Origin of the sequence: Desulfovibrio sp. OH1186_COT-070, from assembly GCF_003860215.1 — a bacterium.
In the GTDB taxonomy this organism is placed as follows: Bacteria; Desulfobacterota; Desulfovibrionia; order Desulfovibrionales; family Desulfovibrionaceae; genus Desulfovibrio.
This window is the reverse complement of sequence record NZ_RQYH01000022.1, coordinates 22,094-37,347: the sequence shown is the minus strand read 5'-3', so window position 1 is coordinate 37,347 and position 15,254 is coordinate 22,094. Positions and strand designations below refer to the sequence as shown.

At 61.1% G+C, this 15,254-nt stretch carries 14 protein-coding genes; 12 read left to right on the top strand and 2 right to left on the bottom strand.

Annotated features, from left to right (window positions below):
- Positions 1–345, bottom strand: a 345-nt coding sequence (locus EII23_RS08215) for a cation:dicarboxylate symporter family transporter (RefSeq protein ID WP_148091241.1), incomplete at its 3' end; no start/stop codon positions are given.
- A gap of 617 nt (positions 346–962) precedes the next feature.
- On the opposite strand from EII23_RS08215, the gene EII23_RS08210 reads away from it, so the two are divergent.
- Genes EII23_RS08210 through EII23_RS08190 form a run of 5 tightly spaced genes read left to right on the top strand, consistent with a single transcriptional unit; the run spans position 963 to position 6,093 of the window.
- Positions 963–1,760, top strand: coding sequence for a 2-amino-3,7-dideoxy-D-threo-hept-6-ulosonate synthase (locus EII23_RS08210; RefSeq protein WP_124792906.1), 798 nt, complete (start codon positions 963–965; stop codon positions 1,758–1,760).
- A 2-nt stretch (positions 1,761–1,762) separates the two neighbouring features.
- Positions 1,763–2,746 (top strand): 3-dehydroquinate synthase II family protein, encoded by a 984-nt coding sequence (locus tag EII23_RS08205; protein WP_124792905.1) that lies wholly within the window; start codon positions 1,763–1,765, stop codon positions 2,744–2,746.
- 1 nt (position 2,747) lies between these two features.
- Positions 2,748–3,914, top strand: a complete 1,167-nt coding sequence (pheA, locus tag EII23_RS08200) for a prephenate dehydratase (protein WP_124792904.1) — start codon at positions 2,748–2,750, stop codon at positions 3,912–3,914.
- Positions 3,911–5,296 carry a 3-phosphoshikimate 1-carboxyvinyltransferase gene (locus tag EII23_RS08195; RefSeq protein WP_124792903.1) on the top strand — a complete coding sequence of 462 codons (1,386 nt, stop codon included), beginning with the start codon at positions 3,911–3,913 and terminating at the stop codon, positions 5,294–5,296. The genes pheA and EII23_RS08195 overlap by 4 nt, the downstream gene beginning before the upstream one ends.
- Entirely contained in the window at positions 5,290–6,093 is an 804-nt protein-coding gene (locus EII23_RS08190; protein ID WP_185702340.1) for a prephenate dehydrogenase/arogenate dehydrogenase family protein, read from the top strand. The genes EII23_RS08195 and EII23_RS08190 overlap by 7 nt, the downstream gene beginning before the upstream one ends.
- Positions 6,094–6,155: 62 nt before the next feature.
- On the opposite strand, the gene EII23_RS08185 is transcribed toward EII23_RS08190, so the two are convergent.
- Positions 6,156–7,385, bottom strand: coding sequence for an MFS transporter (locus EII23_RS08185; protein WP_124792901.1), 1,230 nt, complete (start codon positions 7,383–7,385; stop codon positions 6,156–6,158).
- Positions 7,386–7,582: 197 nt separating this feature from the next.
- Here EII23_RS08185 and flhB point away from each other — a divergent pair, with 197 nt between their 5' ends.
- The 7 genes from flhB (at position 7,583) to EII23_RS08150 (ending at position 15,227) form a co-directional block, all read left to right on the top strand.
- On the top strand, positions 7,583–8,671 hold the full coding sequence (flhB, locus tag EII23_RS08180) for a flagellar biosynthesis protein FlhB (protein ID WP_124792907.1): 1,089 nt from the start codon (positions 7,583–7,585) through the stop codon (positions 8,669–8,671).
- 42 nt (positions 8,672–8,713) lie between these two features.
- The gene (gene flhA / locus EII23_RS08175; protein ID WP_124792900.1) at positions 8,714–10,813 is read left to right on the top strand and encodes a flagellar biosynthesis protein FlhA; all 2,100 of its coding nucleotides are present in this window, start codon (positions 8,714–8,716) and stop codon (positions 10,811–10,813) included.
- Between the two features lie 255 nt (positions 10,814–11,068).
- Complete coding sequence (locus EII23_RS08170) at positions 11,069–12,115, top strand: flagellar biosynthesis protein FlhF (RefSeq protein WP_124792899.1); 1,047 nt, start codon at positions 11,069–11,071, stop codon at positions 12,113–12,115.
- A gap of 113 nt (positions 12,116–12,228) precedes the next feature.
- Complete coding sequence (locus EII23_RS08165) at positions 12,229–13,041, top strand: MinD/ParA family protein (RefSeq protein WP_124792898.1); 813 nt, start codon at positions 12,229–12,231, stop codon at positions 13,039–13,041.
- A gap of 126 nt (positions 13,042–13,167) precedes the next feature.
- Positions 13,168–13,953, top strand: a complete 786-nt coding sequence (locus EII23_RS08160) for a FliA/WhiG family RNA polymerase sigma factor (RefSeq protein ID WP_124792897.1) — start codon at positions 13,168–13,170, stop codon at positions 13,951–13,953.
- Positions 13,954–13,993: 40 nt separating this feature from the next.
- Positions 13,994–14,374, top strand: a complete 381-nt coding sequence (locus tag EII23_RS08155; protein WP_124792896.1) for a chemotaxis response regulator CheY — start codon at positions 13,994–13,996, stop codon at positions 14,372–14,374.
- Between the two features lie 181 nt (positions 14,375–14,555).
- Positions 14,556–15,227 (top strand): flagellar basal body-associated FliL family protein, encoded by a 672-nt coding sequence (locus EII23_RS08150; RefSeq protein ID WP_124792895.1) that lies wholly within the window; start codon positions 14,556–14,558, stop codon positions 15,225–15,227.
- Positions 15,228–15,254 lie beyond the last annotated feature (27 nt).

Genomic DNA, 15,254 nt, shown 5'->3' with positions numbered 1-15,254 from the left:
CCATGACGATAATCGCTCATGGGAAAACTTTAAACAAGAAACGCTAAAGCTGCCAGCTAAAGCTGGGGGTTTTAACCCTCCCAAAGTGAGACAATAATACACCAGCGTCTTGCCGGCCACCCGGCCGAGACGGCTCACGTCTCCCACGCTGGCCGCACCGGAAACGATCGTCACCAGAACCAGAGGCACCACCACCATGCGCACAAGGTTGATGAAAAGTTGCCCCAAGGGTTTGAACCACTGCGGATCCCAGCCGAACTTCTGGGCAGCAACACCGCAGAGTACGCCCAAGAACAGACCTATGGCCATCTGGGTCGGCAGGCTGACACTTTTTGCTCCACTCATGACATGCATCTCCTTCGCGTCTTTTGAGGTTGCAGAGGCCCCATCGCCGGAGTTTGCCGCATTCCCCGGACCGACCCCGGCGGAGAGCGCCAATCGGGGGGGGCAGAAAAACAGACCCCTGTTGTTAGCAGTTTAATGTTGACATTTTGTGTAGCGGTCTGCGTCCAGACCTGTCAAGGGATTCCCCCCCCAAAAATTATATTTTCAATGAAAACTGGCATGTTGCCTGTTCTAAGTCAGAAATGGATTTTCAAAAATTTTCAAAAAAGGCAGAACTCTCCCCTCAAAAAACTGTCCCTGAAACAAATGCCGACGCAAAAATTTTCAATCCATGCCACGCGCTTTTGCCGCACCACGCCCATTTTTTGTTGACAATTTTCAGGAGCAGGCATAAGAGGGGAAAAAATCAAGGAAAGTGCATGCACCAGACAGCCTTTGCCCACAACGCCATGAACAGCTTCTTTGGCTGGGTCTATTATTCTTCCGGCGCCTGTGGTCGGGGACTTTGTTGACGTGCAGCAACACAAAAAAGTCCATCGGGCCGCAGGCGCTTGCCGGCGGCCCTTTTCTGTTTCGGGCTGCCGCACGCGCGGACACACAGCCGCAAGGAGCCGGTCATGTATCTTGGAAAGAAAATCCGTCTGGAACGCATCATCAACCGCAGCAACGGCCGCACCATCATTGTCCCCATGGATCACGGGGTCACCATCGGCGCGGTGGAAGGGCTTGTCGACATGCGGGAAGCCGTCAACGACATGTCCCGCGGCGGCGCTGACGCCGTACTCATGCACAAGGGGCTGGTGCGCTGCGGACACCGCAACGCGGGCAGCGACATCGGCCTCATCATCCACCTTTCGGCCTCCACGGCCATGTCGCCCACGGGCAACACAAAAACCCTGGTGGGCACCGTGGAAGAAGCCCTCAAACACGGCGCGGACTGCGTGTCTGTTCACGTCAACCTGGGGGATCCCCACGAGCGTCTCATGCTGGCGGATCTGGGCCGGGTGGCGGAAGCCTGCGACAACTGGGGCATTCCCCTCCTGGCCATGATGTACGCGCGCGGCCCGCAGATTTCCGATCCGTACGCCAAGGATGTGGTGGCCCACTGCGCCCGCGTGGGCGTGGAACTGGGGGCCGACATTGTCAAGGTGCCCTATTCCGGGTCTGTGGACAGTTTCGCCGATGTGGTGGCGGCCTGTTGCGTGCCGGTGGTCATTGCCGGTGGCGAGTTCATGAATTCCACGCGCCAGATTCTCCAGATGGTGCACGATTCGGTCATGGCCGGAGGCGCGGGCATTTCCGTCGGGCGCAATGTGTTCCAGCACCCCAACCGCGTGGCCCTGGTCAAGGCCCTGCGCGCCATCGTGCATGAAGACGCCACAGTGGAACAGGCCGTACGCATGGTGGAGGAGTAGGCATGCCCCGTATCTACTTTCGCTGTGTGCCCTTTGACAAGGGGCAGGTGACTCTGGCCCTGGAATCGGGCGTGGACGGCCTCATTGTGCCCGCCGAAAATGTGGAGGGAGTCAAGGCTTTGGCCCGCTGTCAGGTCTGGGCCGCAGACGATGCCCCGCTGGTCAGCCTGCAAACCAAGGCCGACGAGGAGAATTTTCTGGCCCGGCTGCGCGCGGGCGAACACGCCATCCTGGCACGCGGCTGGGAAGTCATTCCCGTGGAAAACCTGCTGGCGCAAAGCGACGCCGTACTGGCGGAGGCCACCACTGTGCAGGAGGCCCGCCTGGCCGCAGGCATCCTGGAAAGGGGCGTTGCCGGTATCGTTTTGCCCGGCGAAGCCGCGACCATCCTCAAGGAAGTGGTGGCCTGCTGCAAACTGTCCGGCGGCAGGGAGGACCTGCTGCCCGCCACCATCACCCGCGTGGAGACCGCGGGCCTGGGGCACCGCGTCTGCGCGGACACCCTTTCCCTGTTGCGCAAGGGGCAGGGCATGCTGGTGGGCAATTCCAGCGCGTTCACCTTTCTGGTGCATGCGGAAACCGAGCCCAACGAATATGTTGCGGCCCGCCCTTTCCGGGTCAATGCCGGGGCCGTGCACGCCTATGTGCGCCTGCCCGGTGACCGCACGGCATACCTTGGCGAACTGCATGCGGGGCAGGAAGTCCTGATTGTGGACGCAAACGGTGAGACACAAACGGCCACTCTGGGCAGGGTCAAGATTGAAGTGCGGCCCATGCTGCTGGTGGAAGCCCGGGTACAGACAGCGGAGGGCACACGCTCCGGCGCTGTCTTCCTGCAAAATGCGGAAACCATCCGCCTGACAACGCCCGAAGGCGAACCTGTGAGCGTGGTGACGCTGAAAGCCGGAGACACGGTTCTCTGCCGCCTGGATCAGGCCGGACGCCATTTCGGCATGCGCATCAGCGAAGACATCCGGGAGGACTAGCGTGAGCGCCCCGCACTCCTCCCCTCCGACCCCCCCCCTGGACGCCCTGCGCCAGAAAATTGATGGTGTGGACCAAAAACTGCTGGAGCTTCTCAACCAGCGCGCAGCCCTGAGCCTTGCGGTGAGACAGACCAAAAAAAACGATGCTGGAAGCATTTTCAAGCCCCTGCGCGAAAAGGAAGTGCTGGACAGTCTGGCCGCCCGGAATCCGGGGCCGCTGCCCGAAGAACACCTACGGGCCGTCTGGCGCGAAATCCTTTCCTCTTCCCGCGCTCTGCAAGGCCCGCAGAATGTGGCCTATCTTGGCCCGGAGGGCACTTTTTCCCACATGGCCGCGGTGGACTATCTGGGGCACGCCGCCGGTTTTCATCCCTGCAACGATCTGGCCCAAGTCTTTGAAGAGGTGGCTTCCTGCCGTTGCGAACTGGGCGTGGTTCCTGTGGAAAATTCCCTTCAGGGAAGTGTGGGGGCCAGTTTTGACCTTTTTTTCTCCCATGATGTACGCATCCAGGCCGAACTTTTTTCGCGCATTACCCACTGCCTGTTGAGCCGTGCCCCCTCTCTGGCCCATGTGCGCGCTGTCTATTCCCACCCGCAGCCTCTGGCCCAGTGCTCCAACTGGCTGCGCGCACACCTGCCCGGAGCCGTGCTGACGCCGGTGGAGTCCACGGCGCGGGCTGCCCGCCTGGCGGCGGAGCAGGAAGATGCGGCCGCCATCGGCCACAGCAGGCTGGCCCGCCCGGCGGGACTGGGCATTCTGGCCCGCCGCACGGAAGACGAGCCGGACAACTGGACGCGCTTTGTCATCATCGGCCCCAGAGAGGGCCGCGCACCCTGCGTCCCGCAGCCGGGCCATACCGGAGCGGACAAGACATCCCTGTTGTTCACCACACCGGACAAGGCAGGCGCTCTGGTCAGGGTACTCAACCTGCTGGCGCAGCACGGCGTCAACATGCGCAAGCTGGAGTCCCGCCCCCTGCACGGCCACCGCTGGAGCTACGTCTTCTTTGCCGATGTGGAAGACGACCTGGAAAGACCGGAACGCGCTTCGCTGGTGCAGGAACTGCGCAATCTCTGCACGCACATGCGCATTCTGGGCAGCTACCCCACAGGGCCGCAACTCGACCGGCCCGAACCGGAACACGATCTTTCACGGGAAGAAGCATGAACACTCTGCCCTGTGTACACGTCCCGGCGCCGCCGTCCAAATCCGTTTCGCACAGATATCTTCTGGCGGCGGCTCTGGCCGACGGCACCTCCTGCATCAGCCATACACTGGAAAGCCGGGATCTGGAACGCACGCGCGACCTGCTCTGCGCCGCCGGAGCGCAGATGAAGCCCCTGCCCCAAAACCCGGATACCTCCGGCGGCTGGCGGGTCACGGGCATGAAAGGCCAGCCCCGCGGCGGCACGCGTGCAGAGCCTCTGGACTGCAATGTGGAGGAATCGGGCACCACCTGCCGCCTGCTGACCGCCGTGCTGTCCGCCGGGCGGGGTTTTTTCCGCATTCACGGCACGGGGCGCATGCACCAGAGGCCCCTGGGCGACCTTGTGCCCGCTCTCCGCGCCCTGGGCGCGCGCCTGCACTTTGAGGGGCAGGACAACTGCCCCCCCCTTGTGCTGGAAGCCTGCGGCCTGAACCCCGGTTTGTGCGGGGGCGAGCTGGAACTGGGCATGGATCTTTCAAGCCAGTATTTTTCCGGCCTGTTGCTGGCTGCCCCGCTGGCAGCCCAACCCCTGCGGATCACGCTGGGAGGGCGCAAGGCCGTGTCCTGGCCCTATGTGGGCCTGACCCTGCAATGTCTTGAAGATTTTGGCATAGGCTTTCTGGTGGAAACACGGCCCCATCCCCTCGGCCCCTGGAGTGCCGCCAGCGCATGGCGCTCGCTGACCGAAGCCAGGCCGGGCTGCGTGCGCATCAGTGTCCGCCCCGGCGTGTACCACGCCAGCGACCACTGTGTGGAGGGCGACTGGTCCGGCGCATCATACCTGCTGGCCGCAGGAGCCTTGGGGCCGCGTCCGGTATGTGTGGAAAACCTGCACGCCGATTCCCTGCAGGGCGACAGGAGCATGCTGGACATTCTGCAAAAAATGGGCGCCGATCTTTCTGTGGAGCCCCGCTCGGTGACTGTCCGGCCTTCTGCCCTGCACGGCGCGGATCTGGACATGGGCAACTGCCCGGACCTTGTGCCCACTGTCGCCGTGCTGGCCGCCTTTGCCCAGGGCAGCACGCGCATCACCAATGCCGCACACCTGCGCCACAAGGAGTCCGACCGCATTGCCGCCCCGGCTGCCGAGCTGACCAGGCTCGGCGTGACGGTGGAGCAGTTGCCCGACGGACTGGTCATCCACGGTGATACCCGAAAACCCCCGGTACTCGCGCCGGGCGCGGGCCTGAGCGCCCATAACGACCACCGCATCGCCATGTCTCTGGCACTGCTGGACCTGCGCCGCTCCGGGGCGCGCGTACGGACGCTGCTGGACGATCCCGGCGTGGTGGGCAAGTCCTTTCCCCACTTCTGGCAGATATGGGAAAAACTGACATGCTGAACAGTACGCGCGCGGACGCGTGCAAAGACCTGCCTTCTGCCACGCTCATTGTCGGCGCGCGCGGGCGCATGGGCGGCATGCTGCTGGCCCAGGCGCGGGACGCGGGACTGGATGTGCGGGGCGTGGATACGGAACTCACCTCCACGACGCTGGCCCAGGCCTGTGCTGATGTGGAACTGGCCCTGCTCTGCGTGCCCGCGCCGGTTCTGGAGCAGGTTGCCCTTCAGGTCTGCTCTTTTTTGCCGCACACCGCGGTTCTGGCCGACATCACCTCGGTCAAGGAAGGGCCGTTGCGCCAGATGGAAAAAGTCTGGCCCGGGGCTGTGGTCGGCAGCCACCCCCTGTTCGGCCCGCAGCCGGAAACAACCGCGGACAGGCCCGTGGTCATTGTGCCCGGTGCGCGGGCCGAAAAACGCCATCTGGCCCTGACCGAAAACTTTTTCACTCTGCTGGGCTGCCAGGTCTTCCGCTCTGACGCCGCAACGCACGACAAGGCCATGGCCCGCATCCAGAACATGAACTTCATCACCAACCTGACCTATTTTGCCATGCTGGCCGGAGAGGACGATCTGCTGCCTTTTCTTACGCCGTCCTTCCGGAGGCGCCTGCACGCGGCCCGCAAAATGCTCACCGAGGACGCGCGGCTCTTTGCCGACCTGTTTGAGGCCAATGCCCACAGCCACGAGGCCGTGCGCCAATACCGCAACATGCTCAATCTGGCGGCGGCCGGTGATGTTGACCTGCTCTGCCGACGCGCGCAATGGTGGTGGAACAACGGACAGGAAGAAGCGGACTGACCCCGGCTCCGGCCAGTGCCCGCGCCCGTGCGGGGCAACCGCAAGGCACTGTGCATTCCGCCTTACAGATGGTGATGGCGTATCAGCCCCTCGGCGGCCCGCCCCTCCCGCAAAAGAAAGCTCAGGACGAGAGACAGCGCCAGCAGGCCCAGAAAGAACAGGTCTGCCGCACCGTACCCCCCGGTCAGGTCATAGGAGCAGCCGAGAACGGGATAGCCCGCGCTGCGCAGCAGAATGAAGACAGACAGGAACTTGTAGGCGGGCAAAAAATTTTCGGAGCCGAAATAATAGGCCACCACCGTGGGCAGCACGGTCCACACTCCCCCCACACACACGCCGAAGGCAATGCTGAACAGGCTCATGCTCCAGACGCCGGACGGCAGAAATCCCAGCCCCATGCCCAGCGTGCAGCCGAGCATGACCAGACGCATGGCCATGAGCGGTGTAAAACGGTCACACACCCAGCCCCAGAGATATTTGCCCACCGCCGCGCACAGGGCTGCGGCACAGGCCAGCAGCATGGCCGGATAGGCCTCCAGTCCCAGATCGGAAAACCGCGGCTTCATCTGGCTCATGACAGACGTGCCCACCATCACCGTCAGGCCGAAGGCCAGCCCCATGAAGTAGCCCGCAGGTATGCGCGCCATGCCCCAAAAAGAAAGTGCCGGTGTCCTGTGTTTTTTGGAAACCCAGGGCTGGTGGCGCCTGCCGTCGGGAAAAAGGGCCAGATCCTGCGGCATGTCACGCACCAGAAACCAGGACAGAGGGGCAAGGCCAAAGGTCAGCAGGCCCAGAACCGTGTACGCCACAGCCACGCTGTAGTGATTGATGAGCGCCATGCTCAGCAGGGGCAGCAGTACGCCGGAAAGAGAAGTTCCCGCATTGGCCAGGCCAAAGGCCCGCCCACGCAGGTAATGAAACCAGTTGCTCATCAGGGCATTGCCCACCACCCCTCCGCAAATCTGGGTCGCGGCCCAGGCCACGGTCAAAAACAGGGTAAAAGGCACAAGATGCGCGGCATGGCCCAGCCCCACGGTGGCCGCGCCACCCAGCATTGCCCCCAGGATCATGAGTCTGCGCAAAGGATAGCGCGCGGCCAGGGAGACGGCCAGCGGCATGGCCGCCTGCCCCGCCAGAGCGGCCAAAGCCATGGACAGGGAAAGCTCTGTCCGCGTCCAGCCATTGATCTGGCACAAGGGCTCCATGAAGGCGTTCATGCAGTACAGCACTGTTCCCTGGAGCATGAAGTTGCCCCCCATGGAAAGCAGGCTGAGCTTCCATCCGTAAAACATTTCTGTCTCCAGAACTGACGCAACCGGAATCTTTTGCGGATTTTGCGCTGCCCCGCAACCGCCACGGCATCGGGGGCAGAACCTACGCCGGAAAAGACCGCATGGCAAACATGCCGTGCGGGATCACGGGCACGCTTCTTGCTAACTCCAGAGGCAAGACCCGCAGCACAGGATTCCAGACTCAGCAAGGGCGCACCATGTTCGGCAAGCAGACAGACCCCAGCAGAACCGAAGAAGCCACACCAAAACGCAGAAACAAACAGCGTCAGGAAGGCAATGTTCCCAAATCCCAGGAGTTGGGCAAAGCTGTCAGCCTGATGGGCGGCATGTCTGTCCTCTATGTCTGGATCGGCCCCATGAGCGAAAAACTCAAAGGGCTTTTCCGGCACTTTCTGAGCCATGCCGGAGAGTTTGATCCCAATCCGCAGAATGTCTACAGCCTGAGCCTGGATCTCATGGCCGAAATCTGCATCATCACCATGCCCGTTCTTCTGACGCTGGCTTTTCTGGCCTTTCTGGCCCAGCGCCTGCAGGTGGGCAAACTCTGGACGACCAAGGTTTTCAGGCCCAAGCTCCAGCGGTTCAACATCATCAAGGGTTTGCGGCAAATGATGTTTTCACCGCAAACCATTTTGCGCACTGTCAAAAGTCTGTTGTTCTGCGTTATTCTGGCCATTATTCCCGGATGGGTCATCTACAGCGAATACCAGAACTTCCTGCCCATGTACCATGCCACCACCGAGGGAACGGCCGCCTACATGCTGCGCATGGCCTTCAAACTGGCAAGCTACGCCCTGCTCCCCATTGTGGCCATTGCCATCTTTGATGTCTGGCAGTCACGCTATGCCTACAACGAAGGCATGAAAATGACCAAGTCCGAAGTCAAGGACGAGCAGAAGCAGGCCGAAGGCGATCCCACGGTCAAGGGCCAGCAACGCAAAAAAATGATGGAAGTCATGGGCAAGCGCATGTTGCAGAACGTGCCCAAGGCCGATGTGGTGATCACCAACCCCACCCACATTGCCGTGGCCTTGCGCTACAACGCCACCGAGGCACCGGCCCCGGTGGTGCTGGCCAAGGGTGCCGACCATATGGCCGAGAAAATCAAGGCCATTGCCAGAGAAAACAATGTGCCCATCAGGGAGAACGTGCCTCTGGCACGGGCTTTGTATAAGTCCGTGGAAGTCGGCGACATGATCCCCGAAGAACTGTACAAGGCCGTTGCCGGAATCCTGGCCAGCATCTGGCGGCTCAAGCCCAAAAGCGCCGGTTCGGCCACCGTATAAGCGCGGGCGCGCGAGCGCCCCATGACATGAGGTGTCAGAAATATGGCAACAGCAGCCCTGCCCCAACTGGACTACAGCCGTTTTTCCAAGCATGGCGAGCTTATGCTGGCCGCGGGCGTTGTGATCATTCTCTTTGTCATGCTGGTGCCGCTACCCACGTTTTTTCTGGACATCATGCTTTGTGTGAGCATTTCCATTTCTCTGCTGGTGCTCATCACCACCATGTTCATGAACTCTCCCCTGGAATTCACCATTTTCCCCTCCCTGCTGCTGGTCACGACCCTGCTGCGCCTGGCCCTCAACGTGGCCTCCACCCGCCTGATTCTGCTCAACGGCGACATGGGCGCGAGCGCCGCCGGCGAAGTCATACAGGCTTTCGGAGAGTTTGTGGTGGGCGGCAGCTATGCCGTGGGCGCTGTCATCTTTCTCATTTTGTTCATCCTCAACAAGGTGGTCATCACCGCGGGCACAACACGCATTGCCGAAGTGGCTGCCCGCTTCACCCTGGACGCCATGCCCGGAAAGCAGATGGCCATTGAGGCAGACCTCAATGCCGGGCTCATTGACGAGGAGCAGGCCACAGCCCGGCGCGCGGGACTGCGCAAGGAAGCGGACTTTTACGGCGCCATGGACGGCGCATGCAAATTTGTTTCCGGCGACGTGAACGCCGGCATGTTCATCACGCTGGTCAACATTGTGGGCGGCATCATCATCGGCATGGTGCAGAAAGACATGGACTGGAATGCCGCCCTGACAACCTATTCCCTGCTGACCATCGGCGACGGTCTGGTTTCCACCATTCCCTCCATTGTTGTTTCCACGGGAACCGGCCTGCTGGTTTCGCGCGCGGCTTCCGAAGCCAAAATGGGTGAAGAATTTCTTGCCCAACTCACGTTCAACAGCCGCGCCCTCAAGGTGGTTTCCGGCGTTCTGCTGCTGTTTGCCCTGGTTCCCGGCCTGCCCACCATTCCCTTTCTGATCATGTCCGGGCTCATTTTCGCCGTGGCCCGCCTGAGCGCGCGCAACGAGCAGGAGAGTGCCGCCCGGACAGGGCAGGACAAGAACGCCAAGGCGTCTTCGGGCACTGCGGACACTCCGGAGGAAGTGCAGGCCCTGCTGCCCCTGGACACGCTGGAACTGGAAGTGGGCTACGGGCTGATTCCCCTGGTGGACGAAGAGCAGAGCGGCAATCTGCTGGCCAGAATCCGCTCCATCCGCAGGCAGTTTGCCCTGGACATGGGTGTGGTGATCCCCTCCCTGCATCTGCGCGACAACCTGCAACTCAAGCCCGGCCAGTACGCCCTGCTCATCAAGGGCAATCAGGTGGCCTCGGCAGAAATCCTTGTGGACCATTTTCTGGCCATGGATCCCGGCAACGTGACCACCAGAATCAGCGGCATCGAAACGCGCGAGCCGGCCTTCAACCTGCCGGCCCTCTGGATACCCGACAGCCAGAGAGAAGAAGCCATGCTGGCCGGATACACGGTTGTGGACCCGGCAACGGTCATTGCCACCCATTTGACGGAAGTGTTCAAGCGCCATCTTTCCGACTTTCTGGACCGTCAGGCAGTGCAGGGGCTGCTGGACAATGTGGCCCGGCATGCACCGAAGGCCGTGGAAGATCTGGTGCCCGGCGTGCTGCCTCTGGGAGCCGTGCAAAAGGTGCTGCAACTTCTGGTGCGCGAAAATGTGGGCATCCGCGACATGCTGACCATTGTGGAAACTCTGGGCGATGTCGGCCCCATGATCAAGGCGCCGGAACAGTTGACCGAACATGTGCGCGAAAAACTGGCCAGATCCATTGTGCGCCCCTATCTGGACAGCCAGGGCGTCCTGTCTGTGGTTACCCTGGCGCCTGCCGCGGAGCGCACGGTGCAGGAAGGGCTGCGCCAGGCCGACAACGGAGTTACCTTTCTTTCGCTCAATCCGGCTGCGGCCCAGCGCCTGGTGGCCAATATCGGCGCGGCCATGGAAAATGCGCTCAACGCCGAAGGGCAGCCCGTGCTGCTGGTCAGCCCGCTCATCCGGCCGCATCTGGCGCAGATTCTTACCCGCTTCCTGCCATCGGCCCCTGTCATTTCCCAAGCGGAAATTCCGCAGGACATCCGCCTGCAATCTGTGGGCAGCGTCTTGGCGGAATAGGGGCGGCAGGCCACCGCAAACGCCACAAAACAGGCTTTGTCACCAAGCCGGGCCGCGCCAACTTTGGCGCGGCCCGGCCGCTGGCGGAAAAACATTGCCTTTCGCCGTAGCCCCATGTACTACTCAAAAAATTCTTGTGCAGAATAAGTACGTTCTGACATGCGCGCCTGCTGTGTGCATTTTGTTTGGCCCTGAATTTGCAAGTCCTCTTGTATCGTCAAGCAAGCAACACTCAGGCAGACGCAGGAAAAGGCCATGCAGGTAAAAACATTCACCGGAGCCACATCACAGGAAGTTCTGGTCAGGATCAAGGCGGAAATGGGAGCCGATGCCGTCATTCTGGGCAACCGCACCTACCGCAGGAACGGGGAAGTCTGTCACGAAATCACTGCGGGACTGGAAAGGCCGCAGACAGACGGCCCCCAAAACGAAGGCGCGCCGTCCGGCTGGGGAGAGTGGCACAAGGAATGGCAGCATATCAAGGACAAGCTTTTTGCCCTGATGCAGCCCTCCATCCAGGTGGAACGCCTTTCTCCGCGCCAGAGAGTGGCTTTGGAATATTTGCAGCGAGAAGGCGTGTCCGACGCTGTGGCCGTGGATCTTTACCAGCGCCTTCTGGCCGAACCGGGAACCTCTGTGCTTGCCTGCCTGGGGGGAATGGTTCCTGTCAGGGCGTGGGGGCCGGAGTTGTGGAAGCAGCGCATCCACCTCATGGTCGGGCCTTTCGGTTTCGGAAAAACCACCTCGGCCCTGCGCTTTGCCCTGCATTTGCGCAAGCGCGAGCCTGACGCCCGCATTGCCTTCATCAACGCCGACTGCCTGCGAGGCAACGGACGTTTGACGCTGCGCCACTGGGCGGAGCTTTCCAATTTTGCCTACATGGAGGCGCCCGACAGGGCTTCCATGAGCAAGGCTCTCGAAGCCACCCGCGATGCGCGCGCTGTTTTTGTGGATGTGCCCGGCCTTGACCGGACTTCCAGCCTCGCGCAGTGGCGGGACGACATGGGCCTGACTCCCGGAGAGGACGACGCCACGCACCTGACGCTTTCGCCCTTCTGTGACCCCATGCAGACCCAGGCTTTTTTGCAGCGTTACAAGTCCTCCGGCCCCGGTTCCCTGATCTGGACAAAGCTGGACGAGGCCATCAGTTTCGGCAGCATCATCAACGTGGCCTGTGCCGCCAACCTGCCGGTTTCCGCGCTGTCTTTCGGCGCGGAACTCAAGGAAAGCCTGGCCCCGGCCACAGAACCTCTGGTCTGGCGGCTGATTTTCAAAAGGCAGATCCCCGGCCAGGCGGCCTGACAGGGCCACGGCACACGAACCGCAGGTTTCCGGCATACGGACTGCAAAAACGGGCAAGCCAGACGCTCCCCAGCGCTCTGCACAACGCGGCCCATACTAGCGGAGCTTTAGAGATGAGCGGCACATTTCCTCTGGTGTTTTCCGTCACTTCCGGCAAGGGCGGCGTCGGCAAAACCAATATTGCGGTCAACCTGGCCATCTGCCTCGCGCAGTTGGGCAAGCAGGTTGTGCTTCTTGATGCGGACCTCGGTCTGGCCAATGTGGACGTGATGCTTGGGCTGACCCCGCAGAAAAATCTTTTCCATCTTTTTCACGAAACCGCCACGGTGGACGATATCCTGTTTCCCACGCCGTACGGCTTCACCATTTTGCCCGCGTCCTCGGGCATGAGCGAAATGCTGACCCTTTCCACCGGGCAGAAGCTTGAGCTTCTGGAAGCCGTGGAGGACATGGAAGACGAACTGGACTACCTCATCGTGGATACGGGCGCAGGCATCAACGACAATGTTCTCTATTTCAACATGGCCGCGCAGGAACGCATTGTGGTGCTCACCCCCGAGCCCACATCCCTGACCGATGCCTATGCCCTCATCAAGGTGCTCAAGACCAATCACGGCGTGGAGCGCTTCAAGGTCTGCGTCAACATGGCCCACGACGCCAAGACGGCCAAGGAGATGTTTGCGCGCCTGCATCAGGCCTGCGACCACTTTCTGAGCGGCGTTTCGCTGGAACTGACGGGGATCATCCCCCGCGATACCGGTGTGCGCAAGGCCGTAGTGCAGCAGTTGCCCTTCTGCGTCAGCGACCCGCAAAGCCCGGCGGCCAAGTCTGTTCTGGCTCTTGCCCAGAATATCACCACATGGGAAGTGCCCGAAAACCTGGACGGCAACATAAAGTTTTTCTGGAAAAAACTTCTGTTCCGGTAAAAATCGCCGGAAAAACACATATTTTTCACGCATCGCGGCGTACTGTCCGGCCTGGCGGGGGCGGAAGCGCGGCGCAAACAGGCATCACATGCCACGGGGTGAAGAGGCAATCCAAAGGAAAGCAGCATGAAAACCTGCACAGCGCAAGCGCAGCACAGCCCCTGGGAGGCGCTTGAAACCGGCGCCACGTCATGGGAAAGCTTTACGCCCACGGAACAGGAAACCGTGGTGCGCCACTACGCCCCCAAAATACGCTTTCTCGCCCTGCGCATGAAAACCAAACTGCCCCGCAGCGTGGAATTGGGCGAGCTTATCAGCGCCGGCACATTGGGCCTGATGGAAGCCCTCGAAAGATTTCGCCCCCAATTGGGCATCCGCTTCGACACCTATGCCGAAAGCCGCATCCGGGGCGCCATGCTGGACGATCTGCGCCGTCTTGACTGGTTTCCGCGATCCCTGCGCCAGCGCGTGCGCGTGCTGGACGAGGCCGTGCGCCGCATGGAACACGAGCACGGCCGTCCTCCCACGGAGGAAGAATTGCAGGAAGTCACCGGTCTGGAACTGCGCGATGTGCGCCAGGGGCTGGAAGCCATGCACAATCAGGTCTGGCTGTCTCTGGATTCCATTCAGGACACCCTGACCGGCGACAGCCCCGACAGCAGCGACATTCCTTTTCACGATACGGCCATGCGGGAGCTTGCGGAGCGCCTGATGCCTCTGGTTCAGTGCTTGACGCCAAGAGAAAAGCTGGTACTGTCCCTTTATTATACTGAAGAATTGAACATGCGTGAAACAGCGGAAGTCATGGGCATTACCGAAGGCCGCGTTTCACAACTGCATGCCCAGGCCCTTTCCCGTCTGCGCAAGGAATTTTTCAGCAGACACGGAAACGATATCGAAATCCAGGTGTAATGCCGGATGCACGCCGCATCCCGCCGTCAAGGAGAGTCTCATGCCCTACAATCCCAATATGCGTGTTCTTGTGGTTGACGATTTTTCCACCATGCGCCGCATTGTGCGCAACATTCTGCGCCAGCTCGGCTTTCAGAACATGGTGGAGGCCGATGACGGCACCACTGCCTGGGAAGTCCTCAACCGCGAAAAAATCGACTTTATCGTGTCGGACTGGAACATGCCCCAGATGACGGGCATCGAGCTGTTGCGCAAGGTGCGCGCCAGCGAGCAGTTTGCCCACATTCCCTTTCTGATGGTCACGGCCGAAGCCCAGCAGGAAAACATCATTGAAGCGGTGCAGGCCAAGGTTTCCAACTACATCGTCAAACCCTTCACCGCCGATACCATGAAGCAGAAGATCGACAAGATCTTCCCCTAGAGCGGTACGGGCGTCCCGCATTGGCGTGGGCTGCCCACCTGCGGATTTTCCGGTCTTTCCCGCGTTGCGGAAAATGCTTTCCCCAACGAGCGGCATTTCCCCCGTGCCGCCACACTGCGTTGCGGCAACTGCCTGAATCCCGGTTTTTCCGACTCCGCCGCCCTGCCGTCAGGAGCGACATATGGCTGACAAGACCGCTCTCAAGGATTCCCCGGCCAGGGAAGAAACTCTGGCCGTACAGGATCCCGGTCTGCGCAAGGTGGAACTGGATCTGGACGATGCCCCTTTTCTCAAGGAAAAGGAAGAAGAACCGCAACCCCCGGCTGTGGCCGAAACCGGCAAGGAACCGGCTCCCGCCGAAGCCGCGCCGCCCCCTCCCTCCAAAAAGAAAAAACTTCTGCTGCTGGGCGGAGCCGCTCTGGGGCTTCTGCTGCTGGGCGGAGCCGCCGCATGGTGGTTCTTTCTGCGCACGCCCCCCCCGCCGCCCCCCGCGGAAATCAAGCCGGAAGTCATTGTGGTGCCGTCGCAGCCCGCCACCCCTTCCCAGCCCCAGGAACATGTGAAAGATCTGGCGCCCTTTGTCATCCCGCGCGAAACTCCCGCAGGCACGCGGTTTCTGGTCTGCAAGTTTTCCGCCATCGGCAAATCCCCCCACATGAGCAGAGAAATAGACCAGAAGCTCATCTCTCTGCGCGATGCCCTGTACTACTACCTGGACAGCAAGGACAACGAATTCCTGCTCAACCCCGCCAATGTCGCCACCATCAAGAAAGACCTTGTGGGCATTCTCAACGACTACCTGACACAGGGGAACATTGACGATATCCTGTTTGAAAGCTATCTGAACGAATAAGGGATGATTTTTTACGGGCAGCTTGGG

Coding starts and splice junctions, on each gene's coding strand:
- EII23_RS08210 (WP_124792906.1), top strand. CDS start 963: ATGTATCTTGGAAAGAAAATCCGTCTGGAACGCATCATCAACCGCAGC.
- EII23_RS08205 (WP_124792905.1), top strand. CDS start 1,763: ATGCCCCGTATCTACTTTCGCTGTGTGCCCTTTGACAAGGGGCAGGTG.
- EII23_RS08195 (WP_124792903.1), top strand. CDS start 3,911: ATGAACACTCTGCCCTGTGTACACGTCCCGGCGCCGCCGTCCAAATCC.
- EII23_RS08190 (WP_185702340.1), top strand. CDS start 5,290: ATGCTGAACAGTACGCGCGCGGACGCGTGCAAAGACCTGCCTTCTGCC.
- EII23_RS08185 (WP_124792901.1), bottom strand. CDS start 7,385: ATGTTTTACGGATGGAAGCTCAGCCTGCTTTCCATGGGGGGCAACTTC.
- flhB (WP_124792907.1), top strand. CDS start 7,583: ATGTTCGGCAAGCAGACAGACCCCAGCAGAACCGAAGAAGCCACACCA.
- flhA (WP_124792900.1), top strand. CDS start 8,714: ATGGCAACAGCAGCCCTGCCCCAACTGGACTACAGCCGTTTTTCCAAG.
- EII23_RS08170 (WP_124792899.1), top strand. CDS start 11,069: ATGCAGGTAAAAACATTCACCGGAGCCACATCACAGGAAGTTCTGGTC.
- EII23_RS08165 (WP_124792898.1), top strand. CDS start 12,229: ATGAGCGGCACATTTCCTCTGGTGTTTTCCGTCACTTCCGGCAAGGGC.
- EII23_RS08160 (WP_124792897.1), top strand. CDS start 13,168: ATGAAAACCTGCACAGCGCAAGCGCAGCACAGCCCCTGGGAGGCGCTT.
- EII23_RS08155 (WP_124792896.1), top strand. CDS start 13,994: ATGCCCTACAATCCCAATATGCGTGTTCTTGTGGTTGACGATTTTTCC.
- EII23_RS08150 (WP_124792895.1), top strand. CDS start 14,556: ATGGCTGACAAGACCGCTCTCAAGGATTCCCCGGCCAGGGAAGAAACT.